Source organism: Amycolatopsis suaedae, assembly GCF_004214935.1.
Lineage (GTDB): Bacteria > Actinomycetota > Actinomycetes > Mycobacteriales > Pseudonocardiaceae > Amycolatopsis > Amycolatopsis suaedae.
In genome coordinates, this window is sequence record NZ_SFCC01000009.1 from 332,061 (window position 1) to 353,802 (window position 21,742).

Here is a 21,742-nt window from a genome sequence, read left to right on the forward strand (position 1 = left end):
GACAGGACGTCAGACCCCGTTGTCACGTCAGCTGCCCCCATCACTTCGGTTGTTGGTGAGGAAGAGGTGGCAAACGTGCCCGCGCCGTGTCCCGAGTCCGTCCATAGTGGACTCGTTCAGTGGCACCGCCCCGCCCACGACGTCGACCGCGTACTCGTCGAGCGTCCGATAGGTCAGTTCCACCGATGTTCCGCCCCCCGGCGGACACACCGCTAACGCCAGCTCCTCGAGTTCCCGCGGCGTGTACCACGCCGCCATCTGGTCCAGCAGATACCGCTTTTCGGCCTCGTTCACCGCGCCCGAGAGAAACTGCGCTGCATGCTCGGGATCCGACGGCCGCACCAGGTCGATCACATAACATACCCCGCCCGGCGCGAGTCGTGCCGTGACGGCACGGAGCCCGCTCACCGGGTCTGTCCACAACGCAATCGTGAGGTTGACGAACGCCAGGTCGAACTCACCGATCCCGGCTGCGGTCGAGGCGTCGGCGAGGTCTTCGGCGCCGAGTTGGCGGAAACGCAGCCGGGGATTGTCCGGTGCGTTCTGCCGCGCCCGCTCGATGGCCGACGCGGAAGGGTCGATCCCGACGAACTCCGTTTCCGCCGTCATGTTGGCCACCATGGTGATCTGGTGACCGGTACCGCAGCCCACTTCGAGTACGCGGCGTGGGGCGCGGCCCAGTTTCCCCATGCCGACCGAGAATGTCGCCAGGCCGAAGAAGCGCGTCAGCCTCGCTTCGTGTTCCGCCGTCACCGAAATCAGTTCGGAATCGGTGAACCAGCGCTGGGCCCGTTCTTGCCTTTCGGCCCTCGTTCCCGCGAAATCTGGCATTGGACCGGCCAGCCGTGCGTCCGTCACCTTGCCCCCAGGTATCCGCGGCTTTGGTCAAAGCCTGACGAAAGTCGGACATCCGAGGATGAAACCGACCTCATTGTGCGAACGTGCCAACCGCATAGGCTCCTGTCAAGCTCCTACCGATCGGTAGCTTTTACCTCAGTTGTTACGGCCCGTACACGTCCGGTGGCAGGGTGCGGTGGGTCTGTCGAATTCATTGACCGATTCCGTAACGCTACTCGTTCAGGTTAGAGCAAACGGGAGTCCGCTGACCAGTGAGAATGCCCGGGTACCGGGATCGGATGCGGATTTCTCTACTGTCCGTGTTATCGCGGTCCGCGGTGAATCTGTCGGCCATCGCTGACACTGCGTTTCCGTCGATACGCTCCGGCGCTGGTCAGAGGTGTCAACTGAACAGTTGACACGCATGTCCTGTCCGTCAAAGAGTGGGCAACGGTGTCCTCCCCGGCACCTTGCCTCCACGCGAGTGGTGGGTAAGGCTTGTCCGGCAGTCAAATGCGCGAGCGCACTGGTTGGCTGGCCGCAATCGGGGTGGAGGGTGGCGCAGTACAATGACGCAATTCGTCTGGGGATATCTTTCCGAGTACGCCGAGGAGCGGGCCGACATTCTCGACGCGGTGGACACCGTGTTCGGTTCGGGAAAACTCGTACTCGGCCCGAGTGTGCGTGAGTTCGAGAACGAATTCGCCGCTTTCCACGGCGTTTCCCATTGCGTGGGGGTGGACAACGGCACCAACGCGATCGTGCTCGGCCTGCGGGCGCTCGGCGTCGGCGAGGGCGACGAGGTGGTCACCGTCGCCAACACCGCCGCGCCCACCGTCGTCGCGATCGACGCGGTCGGCGCCAGGCCGGTGTTCGTCGACGTCGACCCGGACACCTACCTCATGCGTGTCGAGGACGTCGCCGCGGTGATCACCGACCGGACCCGCTGCCTGCTGCCGGTGCACCTGTACGGGCAGTGCGTGGAGATGGAACCGTTGCGCCGGCTGGCCGCCGAGCACGGCCTGCCCATCCTGGAGGACTGCGCACAGGCCCACGGAGCACGCCACCACGGGCGGATCGCCGGATCGTTCGGTGACGTGGCCACGTTTTCCTTCTATCCCACCAAGGTTCTCGGCGCCTACGGTGACGGCGGCGCCACCGTCACCGACTCACCCGACCTCGACGCGAGGCTGCGCAGGCTGCGCTACTACGGCATGGAGTCGGTCTACCACGTCGTCGAGACACCCGGGTACAACAGCAGGCTCGACGAGGTGCAGGCGGAGATCCTGCGCCGCAAGCTCACCCGGCTCGACGGTTACCTCGCCCGCCGCAGGGCCGTCGCCGAACGTTACGCGGAGGCACTGGCCGACACCGGCCTCGTGCTGCCGGTCACCGCCGAGGGCAACGACCACGTGTACTACGTCTACGTCGTGCGCCACCCTCGGCGGGACGAGATCCTCGCCGAGCTCAAGCGGCACGACATCGTCCTCAACATCAGCTACCCGTGGCCGGTGCACCGGCAGACCGGGTTCGCCCACCTTGGCTACGCCGAGGGCAGCCTGCCGGTTACCGAACGGCTGTCAGGTGAGATCTTCTCGCTGCCGATGTACCCGTCGCTGACGGCGGGGGAGCAGGACAAGGTCATCGACGCGCTGCGCGAGGTGCTGGCGCCATGACCGCCGGGCGGATTCGCTCCCGGGCCGAGTTCGACCGGTGGTGGGCGGGACGGCACGCGGCAGGCCGGTTCGAGGTGACCAGGATCGGGCTGGACGAGCTGACCGGCTGGCACTTCGACGACGCCACCGGCAACCTCGTCCACGACAGCGGCCGGTTCTTCTCCGTCGAGGGAATCGAGAAACGCGTCGGCGGGGAACCGCTGCGGTCCCAGCCGGTCATCCACCAGCCCGAGATCGGCGTGCTGGGCATCGTCGTCGCCGACTTCGACGGCGAACGGCACTGCCTGCTGCAGGCCAAGATGGAGCCGGGCAACGTCAACATCCTGCAGCTGTCGCCGACGGTGCAGGCCACCCGCAGCAACTACACCAAGGTGCACCGCGGCGCCCGGACACGCTACCTCGAACTGTTCACCGGACCGCGGCGCGGCCGGGTGCTCGTGGACGTCCTGCAGTCCGAGCAGGGCGCCTGGTTCTGGCGCAAGCGCAACCGCAACATCGTCGTCGAGGTCGACGGTGCCGTGCACGCCGAACCGGCCACCGACGACTACCGGTGGATCCCGCTGTCGCTGGTGTGGGAACTGCTGCGCACCGACAACCTGGTGAACATGGACGCCAGGACGGTCCTGTCCTGCCTGCCCGAACCCGTCACCGGCGACGGCGCGACCGCGGGCGCGCTGCACAGCGACGACAGCGTGCTGAGCTGGTTCACCGAGGCCAAGACCTGGTGTGACTGGCACGCCAGGCTCGTCCCGCTGAACCAGGTCCGGTCCTGGCGGCGCACGCCGGCGGAAATCGCGCCGACCGGCGAGCGGGACTTCCGGATCATCGGTGTCCGGGTCACGGCCGGCAACCGCGAGGTGTCCGAGTGGACGCAGCCGCTGCTGGAGCCCGCCGCGCCGGGCCTGGCCGTGTTCGTCGTGCGGCGCATCCACGACGTGCCACACGTCCTGGTCCAGGCGCTGCCCGAGATCGGCCTGCTCGACCTCGTCGAGATGGCGCCGACCATCCAGCTGACCTCCGCCGAGGACGCCGCCGACATCCCGGAGCCGCTGCTGAAGGACGTCGCCACCGGCGGTCACGGCCAGGTGCGCTACGACACGCTGCTGTCGGAGGAGGGCGGGCGTTTCCACCACGCGCTGACCCGGTACCAGATCGTCGAGGTCGGTGACGACTTCCCGGTCGAGGTTCCGCCGCAGTACCGCTGGCTGACCACGCGTCAGCTCATCGCGTTGCTGCGGCACGGGCACTACCTCAACATCGAGGCCCGCAGCCTGGTGGCCTACCTGCACGCTTTGTAGTTGTCAGTCTTTCCTGTATCGCTGTGGCACGAAGGCCCGCAGCGGATGCGGAGGCCGCGGATGGCGCTGGGAGGGAGAAGCCCCGCCATCCGCGGCCTTCCTCGTGGGCGGCCGGTCTATTCCCAGCGGAACAGCTTGGCCGCCAAGCCGCCGAAGACGACCGTCGTGCCGCCGAGCACCGCCAGGTGGATCAGTTGCGGGGTCTGGCCGATCCAGGCGTCGGACATGACCTGGACCGCCGCGCCGTAGGGCAGCACCTCACCGATCGAGGCCAGCCACGACGGCAGCAGGTCCATCGGCAGGAAGCCGCCACCCGCCGCGAACGTGGCGAAGAACAGCACCAGGCCCAGCCCGACCGCCGAGTTGGCCGACGGGGCGATCGCCGCGATCAGCAGGCCGAAGGCGTAGAGCGAGCAGGCGCCCAGCGCGAGCCCGAGCAGTGCCCAGCCGAGCTGCCTGGGCATCGCCAGGTCGTAGCCGGCGAACGCGACGGCCAGCGCGATCGCGATCCCGATCACCGACAGCACCAGGTTGACCGCCACCTGAGCGCCCAGCAGCGAGCCGGGCCCCACCGGGGTGGCCGACATCCGGCGCAGCACACCGGCCTTGCGGTAGGCGGCGAGCACGCTGGGCACGTTGATCATGCCGGTGACCGCGACGATCATCGCCAGCGCCGCCGGGGTGGCCAGCGCGTCGAAGTACCGCATGCCGGCCAGCCCCTGGTCGGACGCCGTGTTCGACCGCAGGCCGTTCATCACCATGATCAGCAGCGGCAGGCCCAGCGGGGTGATCAGGCTGCCCGGGTCGCGCCACAGCAGCTTCGCCTCGGCGACCATCAGCGGCCCCCACGCCTGCACGCGGGACACCGGGCGGATGGCGGCCACGTCGAGTGTCGCGGTCATCAGAAGTCCTCCTCGTCGTCCTGCTCCGGCCGGTGGCCGGTCAGTTCGGTGTAGACGTCGTCGAGCGTCGCGCCCTGCTTGCCGGAGACCCCGGCGACCAGGCCGGCCGGGGTGTCGACCGCCTTGACCAGGCCGCTGTCGATGACCGCGATGCGGTCGCAGAGCCGCTCGGCCTCCTCCATGAAGTGGGTGACGAGGATGACGGTCACCCCGGAGTCGCGGACCTTCTGGATCAGCTTCCAGGTGTCGCGGCGGGCCTGCGGGTCCAGGCCGGTGGTGAGTTCGTCCAGCACCGCGACGCGGGGCCTGCCCACCAGCGCGAGCGCGATCGACAGCCGCTGTGCCTGCCCGCCGGACAGGTTCTCGAACGCCGTGTCGCGCTTCTTGCCGAGGCCGAGCTGCTTCATCAGCTGCTCGATGTCGGCGCCGTCGCGGTAGAACGAGCGGTGCAGCCGCAGCGCCTCCTCCACCCGCAGCTTTTCCGGCAGGTGGCTTTCCTGCAGCTGGGCGCCGACCAGCTGACGCACCTTCGCCCGGTCGCGCACCGGGTCGAGGCCGTAGACCGACACCGAGCCACGGTCGGGCTTGCGCAGCCCCTCGATACACTCGACGGTGGTGGTCTTGCCCGCGCCGTTGCGGCCGATGATCCCGAAGATCTCGCCTTCCTCGACGGTGAGGCTGACGTCGTCGACCGCGAGCGTCTTCCCGTAGCGTTTCCGCAGGCCGTTGACTTCGATGATGGGCATCTCGTCTTCTCCCTTTGTTCGAACGGTCAGTTGGTGCTCGTGCGTAGCGGGATGTCCCGCACCGCCAGCCACAGCAACGCGAACACGACCACGACGACGGCCACGCACAGCGCCACCGCGGCGGCACCGGACAGCCCGGCGGCGGTCAGCAGGTCGCCGAGGAACGGCCCGGCGGGGGCGCCGATGGCGACCTCGCCGGAGCCCAGCAGCACCGCACCCAGCGGCACGGCGCCGATCGCCAGCGGCGTGCGGCGGTAGAACACGGCGGCGAGGAACGCGCCGGTCGCCGACCAGATCACGAACGTCAGCCACAGGCCGGCGAACAGCAGCAGCGTGTCACCGGCAGAGGTCGGCGCGAGCGCGGCCGTCAGCGTGTGGTCCCAGCCGTTGGCCTGGTACAGCAGGCGTTCGGCCACGTAGCCGGCGGTGGTGAGCGCGGCGATCATTCCCGAGCCGGCGACGGTGAACACCGACATGCCGGCGAGGAACTCCCTGCGGGTGGTGCCGTGTGCGACGTGGGCGGGCAGGTAGATCCAGAACGACCACGCGGTGACCACGGCCATGCCCCAGCGGGGGACCTGCGCCGCCGGTTCCCAGACGCTGCCCGGCACGGTGCCGAACAACGCGATCCCGCCGATGACCGCGAACACGACGACGGCGAAGACCGCCCACGCGACGACGATCGAGGAGTAGGTCTTCGGTGCGGGGATGCGCAGGTAGGTGGTGATCATTCGAAGCTCCCTGGCCGCTGGGTGAGGTGGACGACGAGCTCCTGCAGGCCGATCGGGCCGAGTTCGATCCCCGCCGCGCTCGCCTTCTCCAGGTCGGCCTCGGTGAGGGTGCCGTAGATCATCGCCGACTTGGTGCGGCCGAGGCGTTTCTCGCCGATCACCGACATGCCGTCGACGAACGCGTCGACGACGTCCTCCGGACCGGTCACCGACGTGCCCCTGCTGAGCAGACCGTCGGTCTCGTCGTGCACGATCAGCTCGCCCTCGTCGATGATGAGGACCTCCTCGAACAGCGAGCTCATCTCCTCGATGAGGTGCGTGGAGACGATGATCGTGCGCGGGTTGGCCATGAAGTCGTCGAGCAGTTCGTCGTAGAACCGCATCCGGGTGGCCGCGTCCATGCCGAGGTAGGACTCGTCGAAGATGGTGATGGGGGCGCGGCTGGCCAGCCCGAGCACCGCGCCGAGCCCGGCCCGCTGGCCGCGGGCGAGCTGTTCGATGCGCTTGTCCGGGTCGACGTCGAACATCCGCAGCAGCCTGCGTGCGTAGTCGTCGTCCCAGTGCGGGCGCAGCGCGGCGGCGAACCGCAGCGCCGAGGCGACCCGGTCGGATCCCTCGACGGTGTCTGCTTTCTCCCTGATCAGGCACACCTGCCGGGTGACCGCGCGGTTCTCGAAGACCGGCCGCCCTCCGATGTGGACGGTGCCTGCGGTCGGCCTGCGGAACGCGGCCAGCAGCGACAGCAGGCTGGACTTGCCCGCGCCGGTCCGGCCGAGCAGGCCGTAGATCCGCCCGCCGGGGAGGGTGAACTTCAGGTCGTGCAGCACCGTGCTGCGCCCGTAGTCCAGCCGCAGCCGGTCGACTTCGATGTCCGGGATCACCGCTGTTCCGCCTTCTCGTTCTCCTGCGCCTGCTTCTGGGCCTGCCTGATCCGGTCGATGACGTCCTCCAGTGGGATGCCGATCAGGCGGGCCCGTTCGAGCATCGGATCCACCACCTCGGTCATGAACGACTCCCGGTGCTCGCCCCGCAGCGCTTCCCGCGCGCCCGGCGAGACGAACATGCCCAGACCTCTCTTCTTGTAGAGGACTCCCTGCTCGACCAGGCTCTGGAACGCCTTCGCCACCGTCGCCGGGTTGATCCGGTGGAACTTGGCGTACTGGTTGGTCGACATGACCTGGTCATCGCCTTTCAGTGCCCCGCTCAGCACGTCCGCCCTGATCTGCTCGGCGATCTGCCGGTAGATCGGGCTGCGGTCGTCGAACATGGGCACCTCGTGGTCGGTGGGTTCATTACTCAACTAATGAACCACATAGCCGAAGAGGTGTCAAACCGGTGGCCGGGTGCGCCCGGGTGCACCCGGGCGGTCCGGAAAGCACGTGAAGGCCACCTTCACCACGTCTCACGTAATGAAGGTGGCCTTCACGTGCTTGTGCCCGGCCCGACCTCAGGTGATGTGCACGTCCGGCACGTAGCGGATCCAGCGGCCGCCGGCCTCGCGGAAGCCCTGCTCCTTGGCCAGGATCTCGTCGGCGTGGTTCCAGGCGAACAGCACCGCGTAGTCGGGGTAGGGGTCGGCGAACTCGGCCGGCGGGCGCACCGGGATGTGCGAGCCGGGGGTGAGCCTGCCCTGCTTGGTGACGCTGGTGTCGCTGACGAACTCGATCAGGTCCGGCCCGATGCCGCAGAAGTTCAGCACCGTCGCGCTCTTCGCCGTCGCGCCGTAGCCCGCGACGCGCTTGCCCTCGGCCCGCAGCCGCCGCAGCAGCTCGACCAGCTCTGTGCGGTTGCGTTCCACCTCGGCCGCGAACCGGCGCAGCGTGGCGGGCTCGGCCAGGCCCTCGCGCTGCTCCCGCGCGATGGTCTCGGTGACCGACGCGCTCGGCGTGCGGCTGCCCGCCCTGGCCAGGGTGTAGCGCAGCTCGCCGCCGTGCACCACCAGCGGCTCGATGTCGACCAGTTCCAGCCCGTGCCGCGCCGCCAGCGTGGCGACGGACCGGGCGGTGAAGAAGTAGAAGTGCTCGTCGTAGATCTGGTCGTAGGAGGTGCGGCGCACGATGTCGCCGAGATACGGGTCCTCGAACACGAACACCCCGTCGGGAGCCAGCAGCGCACCGGCGCCCCACAGGATCGAGTCCACGTAGGGAATGTGGCACAGCGTGTTCGCCGCGAAGATGACGTCGGCCGGCCCGTCCTGGGCCAGGATCTGCCTGGCCACCGACTCCTCGAAGAAGTCCTTGCGGACCCGCACCCCCTTGGCGGCGGCCACGTCGGCGACGCTGCCCGACGGCTCCACGCCGAGGTGCCGGATGCCCGCCTGCGCCAGCGTCGACAGCATCACGCCGTCGTTGCAGCCCAGCTCCACGATGAACGGGTCGGGCTTGTTCAGCTCGCTGCCCCGCAGCTGCTCGGCCAGCTTCTCGAAGTGTTCCCGCATGACCGTCGAACCCGACGACAGGTACGGGTAGTGCTCGCCGAACATCTTGTCCCGCGGCACTTCCTCCATGAGCTGCACCATCGTGCAGTGCGGGCACATGCCCACGGCCAGCCGGTAGAAGAACTCGGGCTCGGTCGCGCCGGGCTCGGGAAACGCGTCCGACAACGGCTGCCTGCCGAAGTCGAAGAACTCCTCGACCGGTCCCGCGCAGATACGGCAAGTCGTCATGTCGGCTCCTTCTGCGACTCGATGGTTCGGGCGAACGCCGCCGCCGTGCTCTCCAGTGCCTCGTGCAGGCGCTGCCGGGCCGACCAGCCGCTGGCCTCAGTAAAACGCCGCGGGTCCACGACAAAATCCAGTGTGTCGGTGGCGCCGGCCATCGCCGGGACGACGCTGTTGACCGGTACCGGCGGCCGTCCCGTCGCCGTGGCGACGAGCTTGGCGATGGATCCGAACAGGTCGCCGACGCGGGTCGCCTGCCCGGTGCCGACCAGCCAGTGCCCGCCGGTCAGCTCGTCCGCGCGGTCCAGCGCGGCGGTGAACGCCGCGGCCGCGTCGTCGACGCAGAGCAGGTCGCGCTTGACCGTGCCGTCGTTCCACAGCGTCAGCGGCTTGCCCGCGAACGCCCTGCGCATCATCGCCGCGACGACGCCCCGGTCCAGCGCGACCGGATCGGTACCCCGGCTGAACAGCGTGGCCAGCCGAAGCGAGACGGACCGTATCGTCCCGTCTGCGGTCGCGTCCTTGAGCGCTCGCTCGGCGGCCAGTTTGTGCTCGTCGTAGACGGTCAGCGGGCGGTCCGGTTCGGTCCCGTCGAGCCTGCCCGACACGGCGCGGCCCGCCTGCGACATCGACCCGGCGAAGACCACCAGCGGCGGCCGTTTCGGGCGCCCCGCGCGGACGGCGTCGACCAGGTCGAACGCCAGTCCCTGGTTGATCCGCTCGGCCACGGAGTCGTGCGCCGACACCCGCCAGGTCGTCTCGCCGGCGATATGCGCCACCAGGTGCAGCACCGCGTCGGCGCCCTCGACCGCGGCGGCCAGCACACCGGGTTCGGTCAGGTCCGCCGCACGCGCCTCGACGTCGGCACGACCTCCGGGCGGCGCGCTGCCACCGCGGCGGGCCACCAGCCGCAACCGCACCGGACGGTCCGACAGTTCCCTGGCGACGGCGGTGCCGAGCAGCCCGGACGCGCCCAGCACGACGATCAGCGGTCTGTGCGCCATGTCCGTTCCCCTACCGGGTCAGCGCGGCTCTGGACCGGTCCGCCAGCGCCTCCAGCGCACCCACGATCCCGGTGGGCGGTGGCGCCTGGTGGGTTTCCTCCCGCAGCGCGGCCGCGCCCTCGGCGAACGACGGATCGGCCAGCAGCTTGGTCAGCGTCTGCTGCACGGCGTCCGCGGTCAGCTCGTCGGCGCCCAGCGCCAGCCCGGCGCCGCGCTCCACCACGCGCCGCGCGGTGTCGTGCTCACCCCAGAAGTTGACCTCGTCGCGCAGGCACAGCTGCGGCACGCCGAACTCGACGGCGCTGTAGGTCGACCCCGCGCCCATGTGGTGCACGATCGCCGAACAGGTGGGCAGCGCGACCTCCAGCGCCACGAAGTCGAAGACCGTCACGTTGTCCGGGATGGTGCCGACCAGGCTGAGCTGTTCGGCGTTGAGCGTGGCGATCACCTCGGCGTCGACGCGGCCGAGCCCTTCCAGCAGCTCGCCGAGGGGCGGCGCGGGCAGGCCGAGTTCCCGGGTGGCCAGGCCCAGCGTGAGCAGCACCCTCGGCCGTTGCGGCCGCGTGCGCAGCAGGGCTGGAACGGTCGCACGGGGGCCGTAGGGAAGGTAGCGGATCGGCAGCCGCGGCACGGCCTCCTCGTCGGTCTCCACCTGCACCCAGGCCGGAATCGGGTCGATGCTCACCTGCCCGGTCACCATGTCCTCGGTGAACGGGCCCGCGTCGTAGCGGGCGAGCCGGTGGCCCAGCCAGTGCGCCATCGGGTCGGTGCGCAGGTCCTCGGGCTGCTCGGCGGCCAGCCGGTGGAACACCGCGCGCATGCGGGCCAGGTAGTCCAGACCGAACACCATGCGGGCGTGCGCCGCACCGCAGGCGGCGGCCACCACCGGGCCGCAGTAGGTCAGCGCGTCCCAGACGACCAGATCCGGCTTCCACGCCCTGGCGAAGCGCACCGCGTCGTCGAGGACGGCGTCGTTGCCGAACCACTCGCCGAACATGCCGGAGAACAGCCCGAACGTGGCGTGCACGTAGTCCCAGGTCAGCTTCTCCGGCCGGTTCTCGCTGAGCGTGTACGTCTGGCCGGGAAAGGTGCCGTCCGGCCGCCACGCCGCGCCGATGCTCTCCGAGAGATCGAGTTCCTCGCCGATGGACACGGCGGTCAGGCCCGCGTCGTTGATGGCGCCAGTCAGGTTCGGCTGACTCGCCACGCACACCTCGTGGCCCGCCGACCGCAGCGCCCACGCCGTCGGCACCATGATGGTCAGGTGCGAACGTGATCCGAAAACGACGAACATTACCCGCATCGAATTCCCCCAGAGCACCAGTGGCCGCCGCGAGCAGCCTACACCGTTCACTATGTCGTTCGGGCGTCCACCCTTGAGTTGACACCGTCTTGCATCGATCTCGACGATACTCGACGGCCGGTGGGGAAATGGCGTGTTTATGTCGCCGAAAGCCGCGGTGAAGGGGAGAAAATGACGTCAGTTTCTTCGGTGTACGCGCTGGGCCTTCGGGAATCGCTGCGGGGACCGGTCGCGGAGGCAATTGCCGCGACGCCGTCGCTGCGGGAGGCCGCCGGCCTCGGCGACGCCGACGTCGTACTGGCCGACCTGTGCGCGCCGGACCCGGCGACGCTGGAGACCGACTTCGGTACGGCCCGGCGGGTGCTGCTGTCCATCCCGAAGGCGGGCGAGGCCGACGCCGGGACGTTCCCCGCCCAGGTGGCGGCCCGCGAGGCCGCGTTCGCCTCGGCGGGCGGCGACTGGTGCATCCTGCGCTGCGCCGCGTTCGGCCAGGAACTGGCCTGGGGCAGCAGGTTCATCAACGCCGGCACGATCTACGCGGCCTGGCAGCCCGGTGGCGCGCCGTGGGTGGACGTGTCCGACGTCGTCGCGCTGGTCGCCACGCTGGTGGAGTCCGGGGACCGCTGGGGTGCCGCCTACGACGTCACCGGCCCGGAGGTGGTGCCGGTGGCCAGGGCGTTCGGCGAGTTCACCGCGCTGGGCAAGGGGCCGGTGCTGCACGTGCAGCTCGACGAGGACATGCAGCGGGTGTCGATGACCCGCTCCGACTACGACGCGCGCTACGCCGCCGAGCGCGCCGGGTACATGGTGTGGGTCACCGGGGAGCGCAACCGCGCCGTCTCGCCGGTGCTGGAGAAGGCGCTGGGGCGCCCGCCGCGACAGCTCGGCGACTATCTGGCCGATGCCGCCGCGAAACTCGTCGGCTCCCGGTAATACCCGAAGAAAGCGAGTACGGCAATGACTTTATCCGATGTCGCGCGGCAGAAAGAACCGACCGCGGGTTCGACGAAGAAGTACTGGATCGTCAATTCCGAAGCACGCGTGCTGTTCGGTGAGAAGGGATTGCTGATCCGGCAGGGCGGTGTTGTCACCCGTAGTGCCGGACAGGCGGTCAGCAAGTTCGTCAACGCACTTCTGGACGGGGCGGAAAACGGAATGGTGAGCATCGACACCGGCTCGGTGGACGCGGGCAAGCTCGCCCAGCTGGAACGGCTCATGGACCAGCTGGTCGAGGCCAACCTCCTCATCGAGGCCGAGGACGGCGAGCGGTACGACCCGGTGGTCGTCGGCCTCTACCAGCGTGCGGGCGGCATCGTCGACCGCGCGACGATCGCGCGGCGGCTGGCGACCAGGGAGGTCGCCGTGCTGGGCACCGGTGAGCTGGCGGACCGGCTGCGGGAGTCCGCGGGCCAGGCCGGGCTGCGGGTCACCGGCGCCGACGCGGTGGAGTCGGCCTACGTCACCGTCGTCGCCGGGGCGCATGACGACGACGACCTGCTGGAGGAGTGGAACCAGCGGGCACTGGCCGAGGAGCGGCCCCGGCCGTGGCTGGCCGTGCTGCCCTTCGACGGCGAGCGGGCGACCGTCGGGCCGTGGGTCGTACCCGGCGAGTCGGCCTGCTACCAGTGCTACCGGCTGCGCAGGGCCGCCGCGTTCCCGGACGTCGCGGTGTCCGAGGAACTGGCCGGGGTGACCGCGCTGCGGCAGAAGCTGGACAACTCCGCCCGCTACCCGGGGCTGAACCTGGTGCTGGCGGGCATGGTCACCGACCGGATCACCGAGTTCGCCGGCCTGCACGAGCAGATGCGCCAGCCGCTGCCCGGCGGGCTGACCACGTTCGAGATCGACTCCACCGGCATCACCACCGAGCACCACCGGGTGCTGCGGGTCCCGCGCTGTCCGGTGTGCTCACCGGCCGCCGGACGGGGTTACCCGCAGGTGTGGTTCCCGCGCTACGACGACGAGCAGGGCGCATGACCACCGCAGCGCAGCCGCTCACCGTTCCCGCGCTCGCCCCGGCGGGCACCGTGCCGTGGACACCGCGGGAACAGGCCGAGCGCACCATGAACACGTTCCTGTCACCGGTGGTCGGGATCGTGCGCAGCCTCTACGACCGGTTGCACGACACCGACGACGTCTACGCCTACTCGATCGCCGCGGACGCCTGCAACTCCAAGGTGCTCATCGACGTCGCCTGCAACAAGTCCAACGGCGGCGCGGGCCCGGACCCGGACGGCGCGCGGCTGAGCGCGATCGGCGAGACCGTCGAACGCTACAGCGGCGCCTTCGTCCCGTTCGACCAGCTGCGGCACGGCACCTACGCCGAGCTGACCGCGGACGGGCTGACCTGCCTGTCGCCGGAGGAGTACCAGCCGTTCGCGCGGTGGCAGTACGAGCACCCCCAGGTCCCGTTCCAGCCCTACACCGCCGACACCCGGATGCACTGGACGGCGAGCCTGCGGCTGGGCGACGGCGAGCGGGTGTGGCTGCCCGCGCAGGCGGTCTACCTGTGCGAGAACCTGCTGCGCGACCCGCCGCTGACCTACCCGACCAGCAACGGCCTCGCCTACGGCAGCACCACCGACGAGGCACTCGTCGGCGGCATCCTGGAGCTGCTCGAACGCGACGGGGTGATGGTCACCTGGTACAAGCGGCTGTCCCTGCCGCTGGTGGACGTCGAGTCCGATCCGGAGCTGGCGGCGTTCTTCCGCAGGCACGTGTGGCCCAGCGGCATGCACGTGTCCATTGTGGACGTCAGCAGGTTCGCCGGTGTCGCGGCGGTTCTCGCGGTGGTCCGCAACCGCAACACCGATTTCGCCCCGCTCGGCCTGGGTGCCGCCGCCGCGGCCGACCCGAGGCGCGCGGTGACCAAGGCCGTCTGCGAGGCGGTCAGCACCCGCGGCTGGGCGTTCCTCAAGCAGCGCGACGGCGACGTGCCCGACCCGGACAGCGACTTCTACCGCACCATCACCGCGTTCGAGGACCACGTCGGCCTCTACGCCAACCCGTCGCTGGTGGCCGAGACCGAGTTCCTCGACGCCAGCAGCGAGCGGGTGGCGGTCGCCGACCTGCCCCGCCTGCCCGACGGCAACCCCGGCGAGCTGCGTGACGCGCTGATCGAGCGGGCGACCGCGGGCGGGGTCAACCTGTACGCGGTGGACGCGACCAGCCCGGACGTCCGGGAAGCGGGCGGGCACGTGGTGAAGGTGTTCTCCCCGCAGCTGCAGCCGCTGGACGCCGGGTACGCCGGCCGTCACCTCGGCGGTGACCGGCTGCACGGCAGGCTCGTCGAGCAGGGGCACATCGACCCGGCCGACGCCGACTACGTCAACCCACTCCCGCACCCCTTCCCGTGAGGATCCGACATGGGTGACCTGCAGGTCGAGAGCTCGAACCTTCTCAGCGTCGTCTACCGCACCGGTATTCCGGACATCGACGACCCGGCGGAGAACTACCTCGAAGCGTCCAAACTGTACTCGTCGACCGTTCACCACGACCTGCCCGGCATCGTGGCGCTGGACCAGTCGCCCGAGCTGCGCACGATGAGCGCGCGGGCGGCCCGCCGCTACGCCAGCAGGCTGGCCGTGGACCTGCCCGAGCCCGCGGCACTGGACGGCACGCTGGACGCGGCGCTGCGGGCCCGCCGCAGTGCGGACGGCTTCGGTGCCGGGCCGCTGCGGCTGGACCTGCTGTCCAGCCTGCTGCGGCGCACTTACGGGGTGACCGACCGCGACGGCCTGCCGCGCCGGGCCACCCCGTCCGGGGGCGCGTTGTTCCCGCTGGACGTGTTCGTCGTGCCCCGCCGGGTCGACGGCCTGCGGGGCAACGGGCTGTACCACTTCGACCCGTTCCGCTCGGTGCTGGCCGACCTCGGCGACGTCGACGACGAGGCCCTGCACGACTGCCTGGTCTCGCCGGAGCTGTCCCGGCAGTCGGCCGCCGTGCTGCTGGTCACCGCGTCGTTCTGGCGGTCGCGGTTCAAGTACGGGCAGCGGGCGCTGCGGTTCGCGTTGATCGAGTCCGGTCACCTGGCGCAGAACATCCTGCTGGTGGCGACCGGGCACGGGCTGGCGGCGCGGCCGCTGGGCGGGTTCCTGGACAACGACCTGACCGCGTTGCTGCCCGATCACAACGGCGTCGACGACGCTCCGCTGTACGCGCTGCTCGTCGGGCCGTCGCCGGACTGATCGTGGCTGTCCTGCTCGTGGTCCTGGCCGCGCACCTGGCCCTGCCGTGGGTGCTGGCGCGGCTCGCCCGGCGTTCGGGTGAGCGCCGGGCGGTCGCGGTGCTGCGGCAGCACGGGACCGCCGTCTACGGTTACGCCACCACCGTGCTGGGCACGCTGGCGCTGATCGTCCTGAGTGGACAGACGGCGGTGCCGTGGTGGCAGAACTGGCCGGTGTCGGTCGCCGCCGCCGGCATCGGCGTGGTGCTGCCGCTGCTGTCGGCCCGGCTGGCGGGCAAGCCGCTGCGGCCGTTCGCCCGGCCGTTGCCGCCCGCGGGTGAGCTGGTGCCGATGGTGACCGGCGTGGCCGCGGAGGAGGTGCTGTGGCGGCTCGCCGCCGTTACCGTGGCTGTCCACTTCGGACTCCCGCTCGCGGTGGCCGTGGTGCTGGCTGTCGCCGCGTTCGCCGTGCTGCACGTTCCGGCGAGCGGGCCGCGTGCCGTGCCGTACCAGACGGTGTTCGGCCTGCTGCTGACCGGGATCGCGCTGACCGGCGGACTGCTCGCCGCCCTGGTCTGCCACCTCGCCCACAACCTGACCCTGGCCTGTGCCCGCAAGCTGGTGCCCGCCCGCAAACGGGCCAAGGTCGCGGGCGTGCCCCCGTCGAGCAGCTGGTAACGGAGGACTCAGATGCGTGTGCTGTTCACGACGTTCGCGGCCCGGTCCCACCTGAACCTGTCGGTGCCGCTGGCCTGGGCGATGCGGGCGGCCGGGCACGAGGTGCGGGTGGCCAGCCAGCCCGACCTGGTCGGCGCCATCCAGGACGCCGGGCTGGCCGCCGTGCCGGTGGGCACCGTGCTGGACATGCCCGAGCAGGCCCGCAAGGTCGGCGAGTACGGCGACTTCCCCGGCGACCGGTCGCTGTTCAACCTCGCCGAGACCGACCCGGCGCGACTGTCCTGGAGTTACGTGCGGGGCGCGCTCACGCTGTACTCCACGGCGATCTCCGGCGTGCTCGCCGACGACGAGATGCTCGCCGGCCTGGTCGGGTTCGCCCGCGACTGGCAGCCGGACCTGGTGATCTGGGACGCGTTCACCTACGCCGGCGGGCTGGCCGCGGCGGCCTGCGGCGCGGCCCACGCCAGGGTGGTGTTCGGCCCGGACCACTTCGGCCGGATGCGGCTGCTGTTCCACCGGCTGTCCGCCGAGCAGCCCGAGGAACTGCGGGACGACCCGATGGCGCAGTGGCTGGCCGGGCGGCTGGCCCCCTACGGCGGCGAGTTCAGTGAGGACCTGGTGACCGGGCACGCCACGATCGACCCGATGCCGCCGTCCATCCAGGTTCCCGGCGGGCCGCCGCACCTGTCGATGCGGTTCGTGCCCTACAGCGGCCGGACGTCGTTCCCGGAGTGGGTGCACGAACCCGCGCCGCGGCCGAGGGTGTGCCTGACGCTGGGCCTGTCCGCCCGCGACTACGGCCTGCCCACGCCGCCGGTCAGCGACCTGCTCGCGGCGCTGGCCGAGCTGGACGTCGAGGTGATCGCCACGCTGGACCTGCGTCAGCTGGAGGAGATCGGCACGGTGCCGGACAACGTGCGGGTGTTCGACTTCGTCCCGCTGGACGCGCTGCTGCCCACGTGCGCGGCCATCGTCCACCACTTCGGCGCCGGCACAGTGGCGACTGCGCTGTCGCACGGCGTGCCGCAGCTGTACGTGTCCGACGGCATCAACCAGTGGGGCGAGGAAGGCGTCGCCCGCCAGGTGATCGACCAGGGTGCCGCGCTGGGCGTGTCCGCGGCCGAGCTGACCCCGGAGGTGCTGGCCGGGAAGCTGCGGCGGCTGCTGACCGAACCGTCGTTCGCCGACCGGGCGCAGCGGCTGCGGGAGGAGGCGCGGGCCGTCCCCGCGCCGGCCGACCTGGTGCCGGTACTGGAACGCCTGGCCCGCGAGCACGCACGCGAGTTGCTACCCCTTGGGAGGGCCTGACATGTTCGACAACACCAGCCGCCGCGACTTCCTGCGCTGGCTGTCGGTCAGCGGCGCGGCGCTGGCGGTGCCGGGGCTGCTGTCCGGGCCGGCCCGGGCCGCGTCGCCGGACGTCACCGTCATCACCCACGCCACCCTGATCGACGGGACCGGGGCGCGGCCGCTGCGGGACGCGACGGTGATCGTCGTCGGCGGGCACGTGGTGTGGGCGGGTGCGCACGGGCACGCGCGGATCCCCAGGGGCGCCACGATCATCGACGCGCGCGGCAAGTTCGTCCTGCCCGGGCTGTGGGACATGCACACCCACGGCACCGCCTACGAGGACATCTCCATCCCGCTGTACCTGGTCAACGGTGTCACCGGGGTCAGGGAGATGGGCGGGTTCCCGTGGCTGCACGCGATCCGGGAGCGGATCGAGTCCGGTGAGCTGCTCGGGCCGCGGATGGTGATCGCCAGCAACTTCGTCGACGGCCCGATCTCGCTGATGGGGGAGAACGCCGTCCGGGTGTCCACAGTGGACGAGGCGAGGGCGGCCGTGCGGGCGGAGGCCGAGGGCGGGGCCGACCTGATCAAGGTCTACTCCTACCTGGAAGCGGAGCCGTTCGCCGCGGTCGCGGACGAGGCACGGCGGCTCGGGCTGCCGTTCGGCGGCCACGTCCCGTACCGCTCGACCCTGCCCGCCGCCAGCGACCTGGGGCAGCGCTGTTTCGAGCACCTCTACGACCTGCCACTGTCGGTGTCGCGGCTGCACGACCGGCTGCGTGCCGAACTCGCCCGCACCCCGCTGGACCCGGCCGACCCGCTGGCGTTCTTCCTCAAGACCAGGGAACTCGACCGGCTGGCCGCCGCGCACTACGACCCGCGCCGGGGTGCGGCGGTGTTCGCTCGGCTCGTCCGTAACGGCAGCTGGGTGTCGCCGACGCTGACCGTGAACCGGATCGTGTCGTCCCCGGCGTCGGACTACGTCGACGATCCGCGGCTGGAGTACCTGCCCGGCTACATCAAGGACCCGTGGAAGGGCGCGCTGGCCCGCACCGAGCCGAAGACGCCGGAGCAGATCGCGCGGCAGCGGGCGTACTTCACCGACCGGCTGCGCCTGGTCGGCAGGCTGCATCGGGCGGGTGTGGGGGTGCTCGGCGGCACCGACTGCACCAACCCCTACGTCGTGCCGGGCTTCGCCGTGCACGACGAGCTGGAACTGCTGGTGCGGGCCGGGCTGTCGCCGATGGCGGCCATCCAGACGATGACCCGCGACGCCGCCCGGTTCCTCGGCCAGGAGGCCACCGCGGGCACGGTCGCGCCGGGCAAGGTCGCCGACCTGGTCGTCCTGGACGCCGACCCGCTGGCCGACATCCGCAACACCGCGAAGGTGAACACCGTCGTCGTCCGCGGCCGGGTCATCACCGCGGACGAGCGGCTCCGCATGCTGGCGGCGGTGAAGGAGGCCGCCGGCCGCCCGGCGCCGCCCGCGTCCGCGGCCGCACTCACGCGCCCGGCCTGCGCCTGCTTCTGAGGCCGCCCGGGCCAAACTCCCCCAATGTGGCATTGGGGGAGTTTGGAGTACACCAATGCCACATTGGGGGAGTTCAAGTTCCCCAATGCCACATTGGGGGCCAGTGGCTTTCTCTGGTCATGCCGATGGTGGATTTGGTGAGGTGAAGCCTGCGATCGGACCATTGGTGGACAGGCGAGCTGACATTGTCAGTGGATGGACGCATCCTGGGGCCGTGTTCAGAGGAAAATGGGATAGCCACCCGCTGGTGACAGGTCGGCGCCGCGATCACGATGTTGTACGCGCGGCGCAGTTGGAAGCGTTGGGAATGTCACGGCGCGCCATTTACCAGCGGTGTCTGCCAGGAGGTCCGTGGAGGCGCTTGCTGCCGGGAGTCATCCAGCTTTCGAACTCAGAACCGAACGAACGGCAATGCACGCGGGCTGCGCTCCTGAAAGGTAAGACCGGAAGCATGATCACCGGCTTGTGGGCGGCTCGGCGCTACGGCTTGCGTCGGTTGCCCGAACCACGGCTGGTGCACCTGTTGGCGCCGGCGAGCAGGGAGGTGACGAGTGTTGGGTTCGTCCTGATCGAGAGGACGACTCGGCTGCCGAATCCGACATTCCGTAACGGTGTACCGCTGGCACCGGTCGTCCGCGCAGTACTCGACGGCGTTCGTCGCCTCCGGGACATCGATGCGATCCGTGCGTTGCTCGCCGAAGCTGTGCAACGTGGTTACGCGCGGTTGGAGGATCTAATTGAGGAGTTGAATCTGGGAAGTCAGCGAGGTTCCGCTCTGCCTCGGCGTGCCCTCCGCGAGATGGTGGGAGGAGCGAGGTCGGTCGCGGAGATCGATGCGACAACCGTGTGGGAGATGGCTGGCCTGCCTCAGGCGCTCTGGAACGTCAAGGTGTTCGATTCGGACGGCGTCCACGTGGCGACGCCTGATGCCTGGTGCGAGGAGGTCGCACTGGCATGGGAGATCGACTCGAAGGAGTTTCACTTATCCCCCGCGGACTACGCGCGGACTTTGGAGCGCAACGCTCGATACGCCGCGGCGGGTGTGGTGGTGGTGCAGACGTTGCCCTCGCGGTTACGCACCGAACCGGCCGCAGTGGCTGCGGAGTTACGCGCGGCATACGAAGCGGCGAAGGCTCGACCACGACCGGCGGTCCATCTGAGATGACAGGCGACCGTGCCCAATGCGGCTATTGTTGCGTTCAAGTTCCCCAATGCCACATTGGGGAACTTGAACTCCCCCAATGGGGATTTTTCATCCTGATTGTGCTGGTCAGTGCGGTGACATTCGCGGTAACCGTTGCGCGGGAACGGGGTGGAGGGGTGTCAGCGGTGCTCGCTGGAACGAGGTGGAGCCCTCAGATGTTGATCAAGATGTGACCCAAGATCAGCACTCTGAGGGCTCCGGCCCGGGCGTGTCAGATGTTCTGTGTATGAGATCAACTTTGTTGGAGGAGTACACAGGTGTCTGTGTCTGATGGTCGGTCGTCGTCTGCGCGGCAGGTGATCAACGAGATGATCGATGCTGGTCTGCTTGATCATGTGATGTCGCGGGTGGATGAGGGTGGGTTGGCGTTGACCGGTGAGGGTGGGGTGCTGCCTGAGCTGGTTAAGGCTGTGCTGGAGCGTGGGTTGCAGGCCGAGATGACCGGGCATTTGGGTTATGTCAAGGGTGATCCGGCTGGTCGGGGCTCGGGCAACTCCCGTAACGGGTCGAGTGCCAAGACGGTGGCGACCGAGGTCGGGGACGTGGAGTTGTCGGTGCCGCGGGACCGGGCGGGCTCGTTCGAGCCCCGGTTGGTGCCCAAGGGAGCCCGGCGGGCCGGGGGCCTGGACGACATGATCATCTCGCTGTATGCGGGTGGGATGACGGTGCGCGATATTCAGCACCATCTGGCCCGCACGCTGGGCACCGAGCTGTCCCACGACACGATCTCCACGATCACCGACGCGGTGCTCGACGAGGTCAAGGCCTGGCAGAGCAGGCCGCTGGAGGAGATCTACCCGATCATCTACCTGGACGCGCTGGTGGTGAAGGTCCGCGACGGCCACCAGATACGTAACAAGGCCGCGCACCTCGCCGTCGGCGTCGACCTCGACGGCGTCAAGCACGTGCTCGGAATCTGGGTCCAGGCCAGCGAGGGCGCGAAATTCTGGGCCGGGGTGTGCGCCGAGCTGCGCAACCGCGGGGTGCGTGACGTGCTGATCGTGTGCTGTGACGGGCTGACCGGGTTCCCCGAGGCGATTGAGGCCACCTGGCCGCAGAGCACGGTGCAGACCTGCACGGTGCACCTGATCCGGGCGGCGATGCGGTTCGTGTCCTACAACGACCGCAAGAAGGTCGCCGCCGCGCTCAAGCCGATCTATACCGCGCCGACGGTGGAGGCCGCGCAGGTCGAGCTGGCCGACTTCGCCAACTCCGAACTCGGCCGCAAGTATCCCGCCACCGTGCAGACCTGGGAGAACGCCTGGGAACGATTCATCCCGTTCCTGGCCTTCCCACCCGAACTACGCAAGATCATCTACACCACGAACTCGATCGAGTCACTGAACTATCAGCTCCGCAAAATCATCAAGAATCGCGGCCACTTCCCCACCGACGACGCGGTGATCAAGCTGCTCTGGCTCGCCATCCGTGACATCGAGGACAAACGAGCCCGCCAACGCGACAAGGAAAAAGGCATCCCGCCCAACCAGCGCAAAGCCCCAGGCCGGCTCGTCGAAGGCGCCACCGTCCACGGCTGGAAACCAGCCCTCGGCGCCCTCGTCCTGCACTACCCAGACCGCCTCGACCAACACATCAACTAACCCCCATTTGCCCACACATACACAAAAACCTTGACAGGCTCTCCGGCCCCACTGTCTACCAGAGCGCCCTGCCGGTATCGAAGTCCACCATCGAGTTTGTCACCGGTCTGATCAGGC

General features: G+C 69.6%; 19 protein-coding genes and 1 pseudogene. 11 read left to right on the forward strand and 9 right to left on the reverse strand.

Features of this window, described 5'->3' with window-relative positions:
- Positions 1–27: 27 nt before the first annotated feature.
- A complete protein-coding gene (locus EWH70_RS19845; protein ID WP_130476932.1) occupies positions 28–858 on the reverse strand; it encodes a class I SAM-dependent methyltransferase in 831 nt (276 codons plus the stop codon).
- A 548-nt stretch (positions 859–1,406) separates the two neighbouring features.
- On the opposite strand from EWH70_RS19845, the gene EWH70_RS19850 reads away from it, so the two are divergent.
- Together EWH70_RS19850 and EWH70_RS19855 are read left to right on the forward strand one after the other, a co-directional pair.
- On the forward strand, positions 1,407–2,513 hold the full coding sequence (locus tag EWH70_RS19850) for a DegT/DnrJ/EryC1/StrS family aminotransferase (RefSeq protein WP_130476933.1): 1,107 nt from the start codon (positions 1,407–1,409) through the stop codon (positions 2,511–2,513).
- Positions 2,510–3,811, forward strand: coding sequence for an NDP-hexose 2,3-dehydratase family protein (locus tag EWH70_RS19855; protein ID WP_130476934.1), 1,302 nt, complete (start codon positions 2,510–2,512; stop codon positions 3,809–3,811). The genes EWH70_RS19850 and EWH70_RS19855 overlap by 4 nt, the downstream gene beginning before the upstream one ends.
- Before the next feature lie 116 nt (positions 3,812–3,927).
- Here the strand turns inward: EWH70_RS19855 and EWH70_RS19860 are convergent, their stop codons facing one another.
- The 8 genes and pseudogenes from EWH70_RS19860 to EWH70_RS19895 all read right to left on the reverse strand — a co-directional run bounded on the left by EWH70_RS19860 (position 3,928) and on the right by EWH70_RS19895 (position 11,147).
- Entirely contained in the window at positions 3,928–4,713 is a 786-nt protein-coding gene (locus tag EWH70_RS19860; RefSeq protein ID WP_130476935.1) for an ABC transporter permease, read from the reverse strand.
- Positions 4,714–4,787: 74 nt separating this feature from the next.
- Positions 4,788–5,459: pseudogene (locus EWH70_RS19865) on the reverse strand (ABC transporter ATP-binding protein); the annotation flags it as partial.
- A 26-nt stretch (positions 5,460–5,485) separates the two neighbouring features.
- Positions 5,486–6,190, reverse strand: a complete 705-nt coding sequence (locus tag EWH70_RS19870; RefSeq protein ID WP_130476937.1) for a hypothetical protein — start codon at positions 6,188–6,190, stop codon at positions 5,486–5,488.
- Positions 6,187–7,071 (reverse strand): ATP-binding cassette domain-containing protein, encoded by an 885-nt coding sequence (locus EWH70_RS19875; RefSeq protein WP_130476938.1) that lies wholly within the window; start codon positions 7,069–7,071, stop codon positions 6,187–6,189. Before EWH70_RS19875 ends, EWH70_RS19870 begins: the two co-directional genes overlap by 4 nt.
- Positions 7,068–7,490, reverse strand: coding sequence for a GntR family transcriptional regulator (locus EWH70_RS19880; protein ID WP_240687085.1), 423 nt, complete (start codon positions 7,488–7,490; stop codon positions 7,068–7,070). The genes EWH70_RS19875 and EWH70_RS19880 overlap by 4 nt, the downstream gene beginning before the upstream one ends.
- A gap of 147 nt (positions 7,491–7,637) precedes the next feature.
- Positions 7,638–8,855: a class I SAM-dependent methyltransferase gene (locus EWH70_RS19885; RefSeq protein ID WP_130476939.1), complete on the reverse strand. Its 1,218-nt coding sequence runs from the start codon at positions 8,853–8,855 to the stop codon at positions 7,638–7,640.
- Complete coding sequence (locus EWH70_RS19890; RefSeq protein ID WP_130476940.1) at positions 8,852–9,853, reverse strand: NAD-dependent epimerase/dehydratase family protein; 1,002 nt, start codon at positions 9,851–9,853, stop codon at positions 8,852–8,854. The genes EWH70_RS19885 and EWH70_RS19890 overlap by 4 nt, the downstream gene beginning before the upstream one ends.
- Positions 9,854–9,863: 10 nt before the next feature.
- Positions 9,864–11,147, reverse strand: coding sequence for an activator-dependent family glycosyltransferase (locus tag EWH70_RS19895; protein WP_165436339.1), 1,284 nt, complete (start codon positions 11,145–11,147; stop codon positions 9,864–9,866).
- Positions 11,148–11,327: 180 nt separating this feature from the next.
- Between EWH70_RS19895 and EWH70_RS19900 the strand changes: the two genes are divergently transcribed.
- From EWH70_RS19900 to EWH70_RS19940, 9 genes are all read left to right on the forward strand, one after another.
- Positions 11,328–12,089, forward strand: a complete 762-nt coding sequence (locus EWH70_RS19900; RefSeq protein ID WP_130476942.1) for a Rossmann-fold NAD(P)-binding domain-containing protein — start codon at positions 11,328–11,330, stop codon at positions 12,087–12,089.
- 24 nt (positions 12,090–12,113) lie between these two features.
- On the forward strand, positions 12,114–13,133 hold the full coding sequence (locus tag EWH70_RS19905) for a TOMM precursor leader peptide-binding protein (RefSeq protein ID WP_130476943.1): 1,020 nt from the start codon (positions 12,114–12,116) through the stop codon (positions 13,131–13,133).
- Positions 13,130–14,512: a YcaO-like family protein gene (locus tag EWH70_RS19910; RefSeq protein ID WP_130476944.1), complete on the forward strand. Its 1,383-nt coding sequence runs from the start codon at positions 13,130–13,132 to the stop codon at positions 14,510–14,512. Before EWH70_RS19905 ends, EWH70_RS19910 begins: the two co-directional genes overlap by 4 nt.
- Positions 14,513–14,521: 9 nt before the next feature.
- Positions 14,522–15,343 (forward strand): SagB/ThcOx family dehydrogenase, encoded by an 822-nt coding sequence (locus EWH70_RS19915; RefSeq protein WP_130476945.1) that lies wholly within the window; start codon positions 14,522–14,524, stop codon positions 15,341–15,343.
- Positions 15,344–15,345: 2 nt separating this feature from the next.
- Complete coding sequence (locus tag EWH70_RS19920) at positions 15,346–15,999, forward strand: CPBP family glutamic-type intramembrane protease (RefSeq protein WP_130476946.1); 654 nt, start codon at positions 15,346–15,348, stop codon at positions 15,997–15,999.
- A gap of 12 nt (positions 16,000–16,011) precedes the next feature.
- Positions 16,012–17,307 carry an activator-dependent family glycosyltransferase gene (locus tag EWH70_RS19925; protein ID WP_130476947.1) on the forward strand — a complete coding sequence of 432 codons (1,296 nt, stop codon included), beginning with the start codon at positions 16,012–16,014 and terminating at the stop codon, positions 17,305–17,307.
- A gap of 1 nt (position 17,308) precedes the next feature.
- Complete coding sequence (locus EWH70_RS19930; protein ID WP_130476948.1) at positions 17,309–18,820, forward strand: amidohydrolase family protein; 1,512 nt, start codon at positions 17,309–17,311, stop codon at positions 18,818–18,820.
- A gap of 451 nt (positions 18,821–19,271) precedes the next feature.
- Positions 19,272–19,985, forward strand: coding sequence for a hypothetical protein (locus tag EWH70_RS19935; protein WP_338078589.1), 714 nt, complete (start codon positions 19,272–19,274; stop codon positions 19,983–19,985).
- A gap of 377 nt (positions 19,986–20,362) precedes the next feature.
- The gene (locus tag EWH70_RS19940) at positions 20,363–21,625 is read left to right on the forward strand and encodes an IS256 family transposase (RefSeq protein ID WP_420809077.1); all 1,263 of its coding nucleotides are present in this window, start codon (positions 20,363–20,365) and stop codon (positions 21,623–21,625) included.
- The last annotated feature ends 117 nt before the right edge of the window (positions 21,626–21,742 follow it).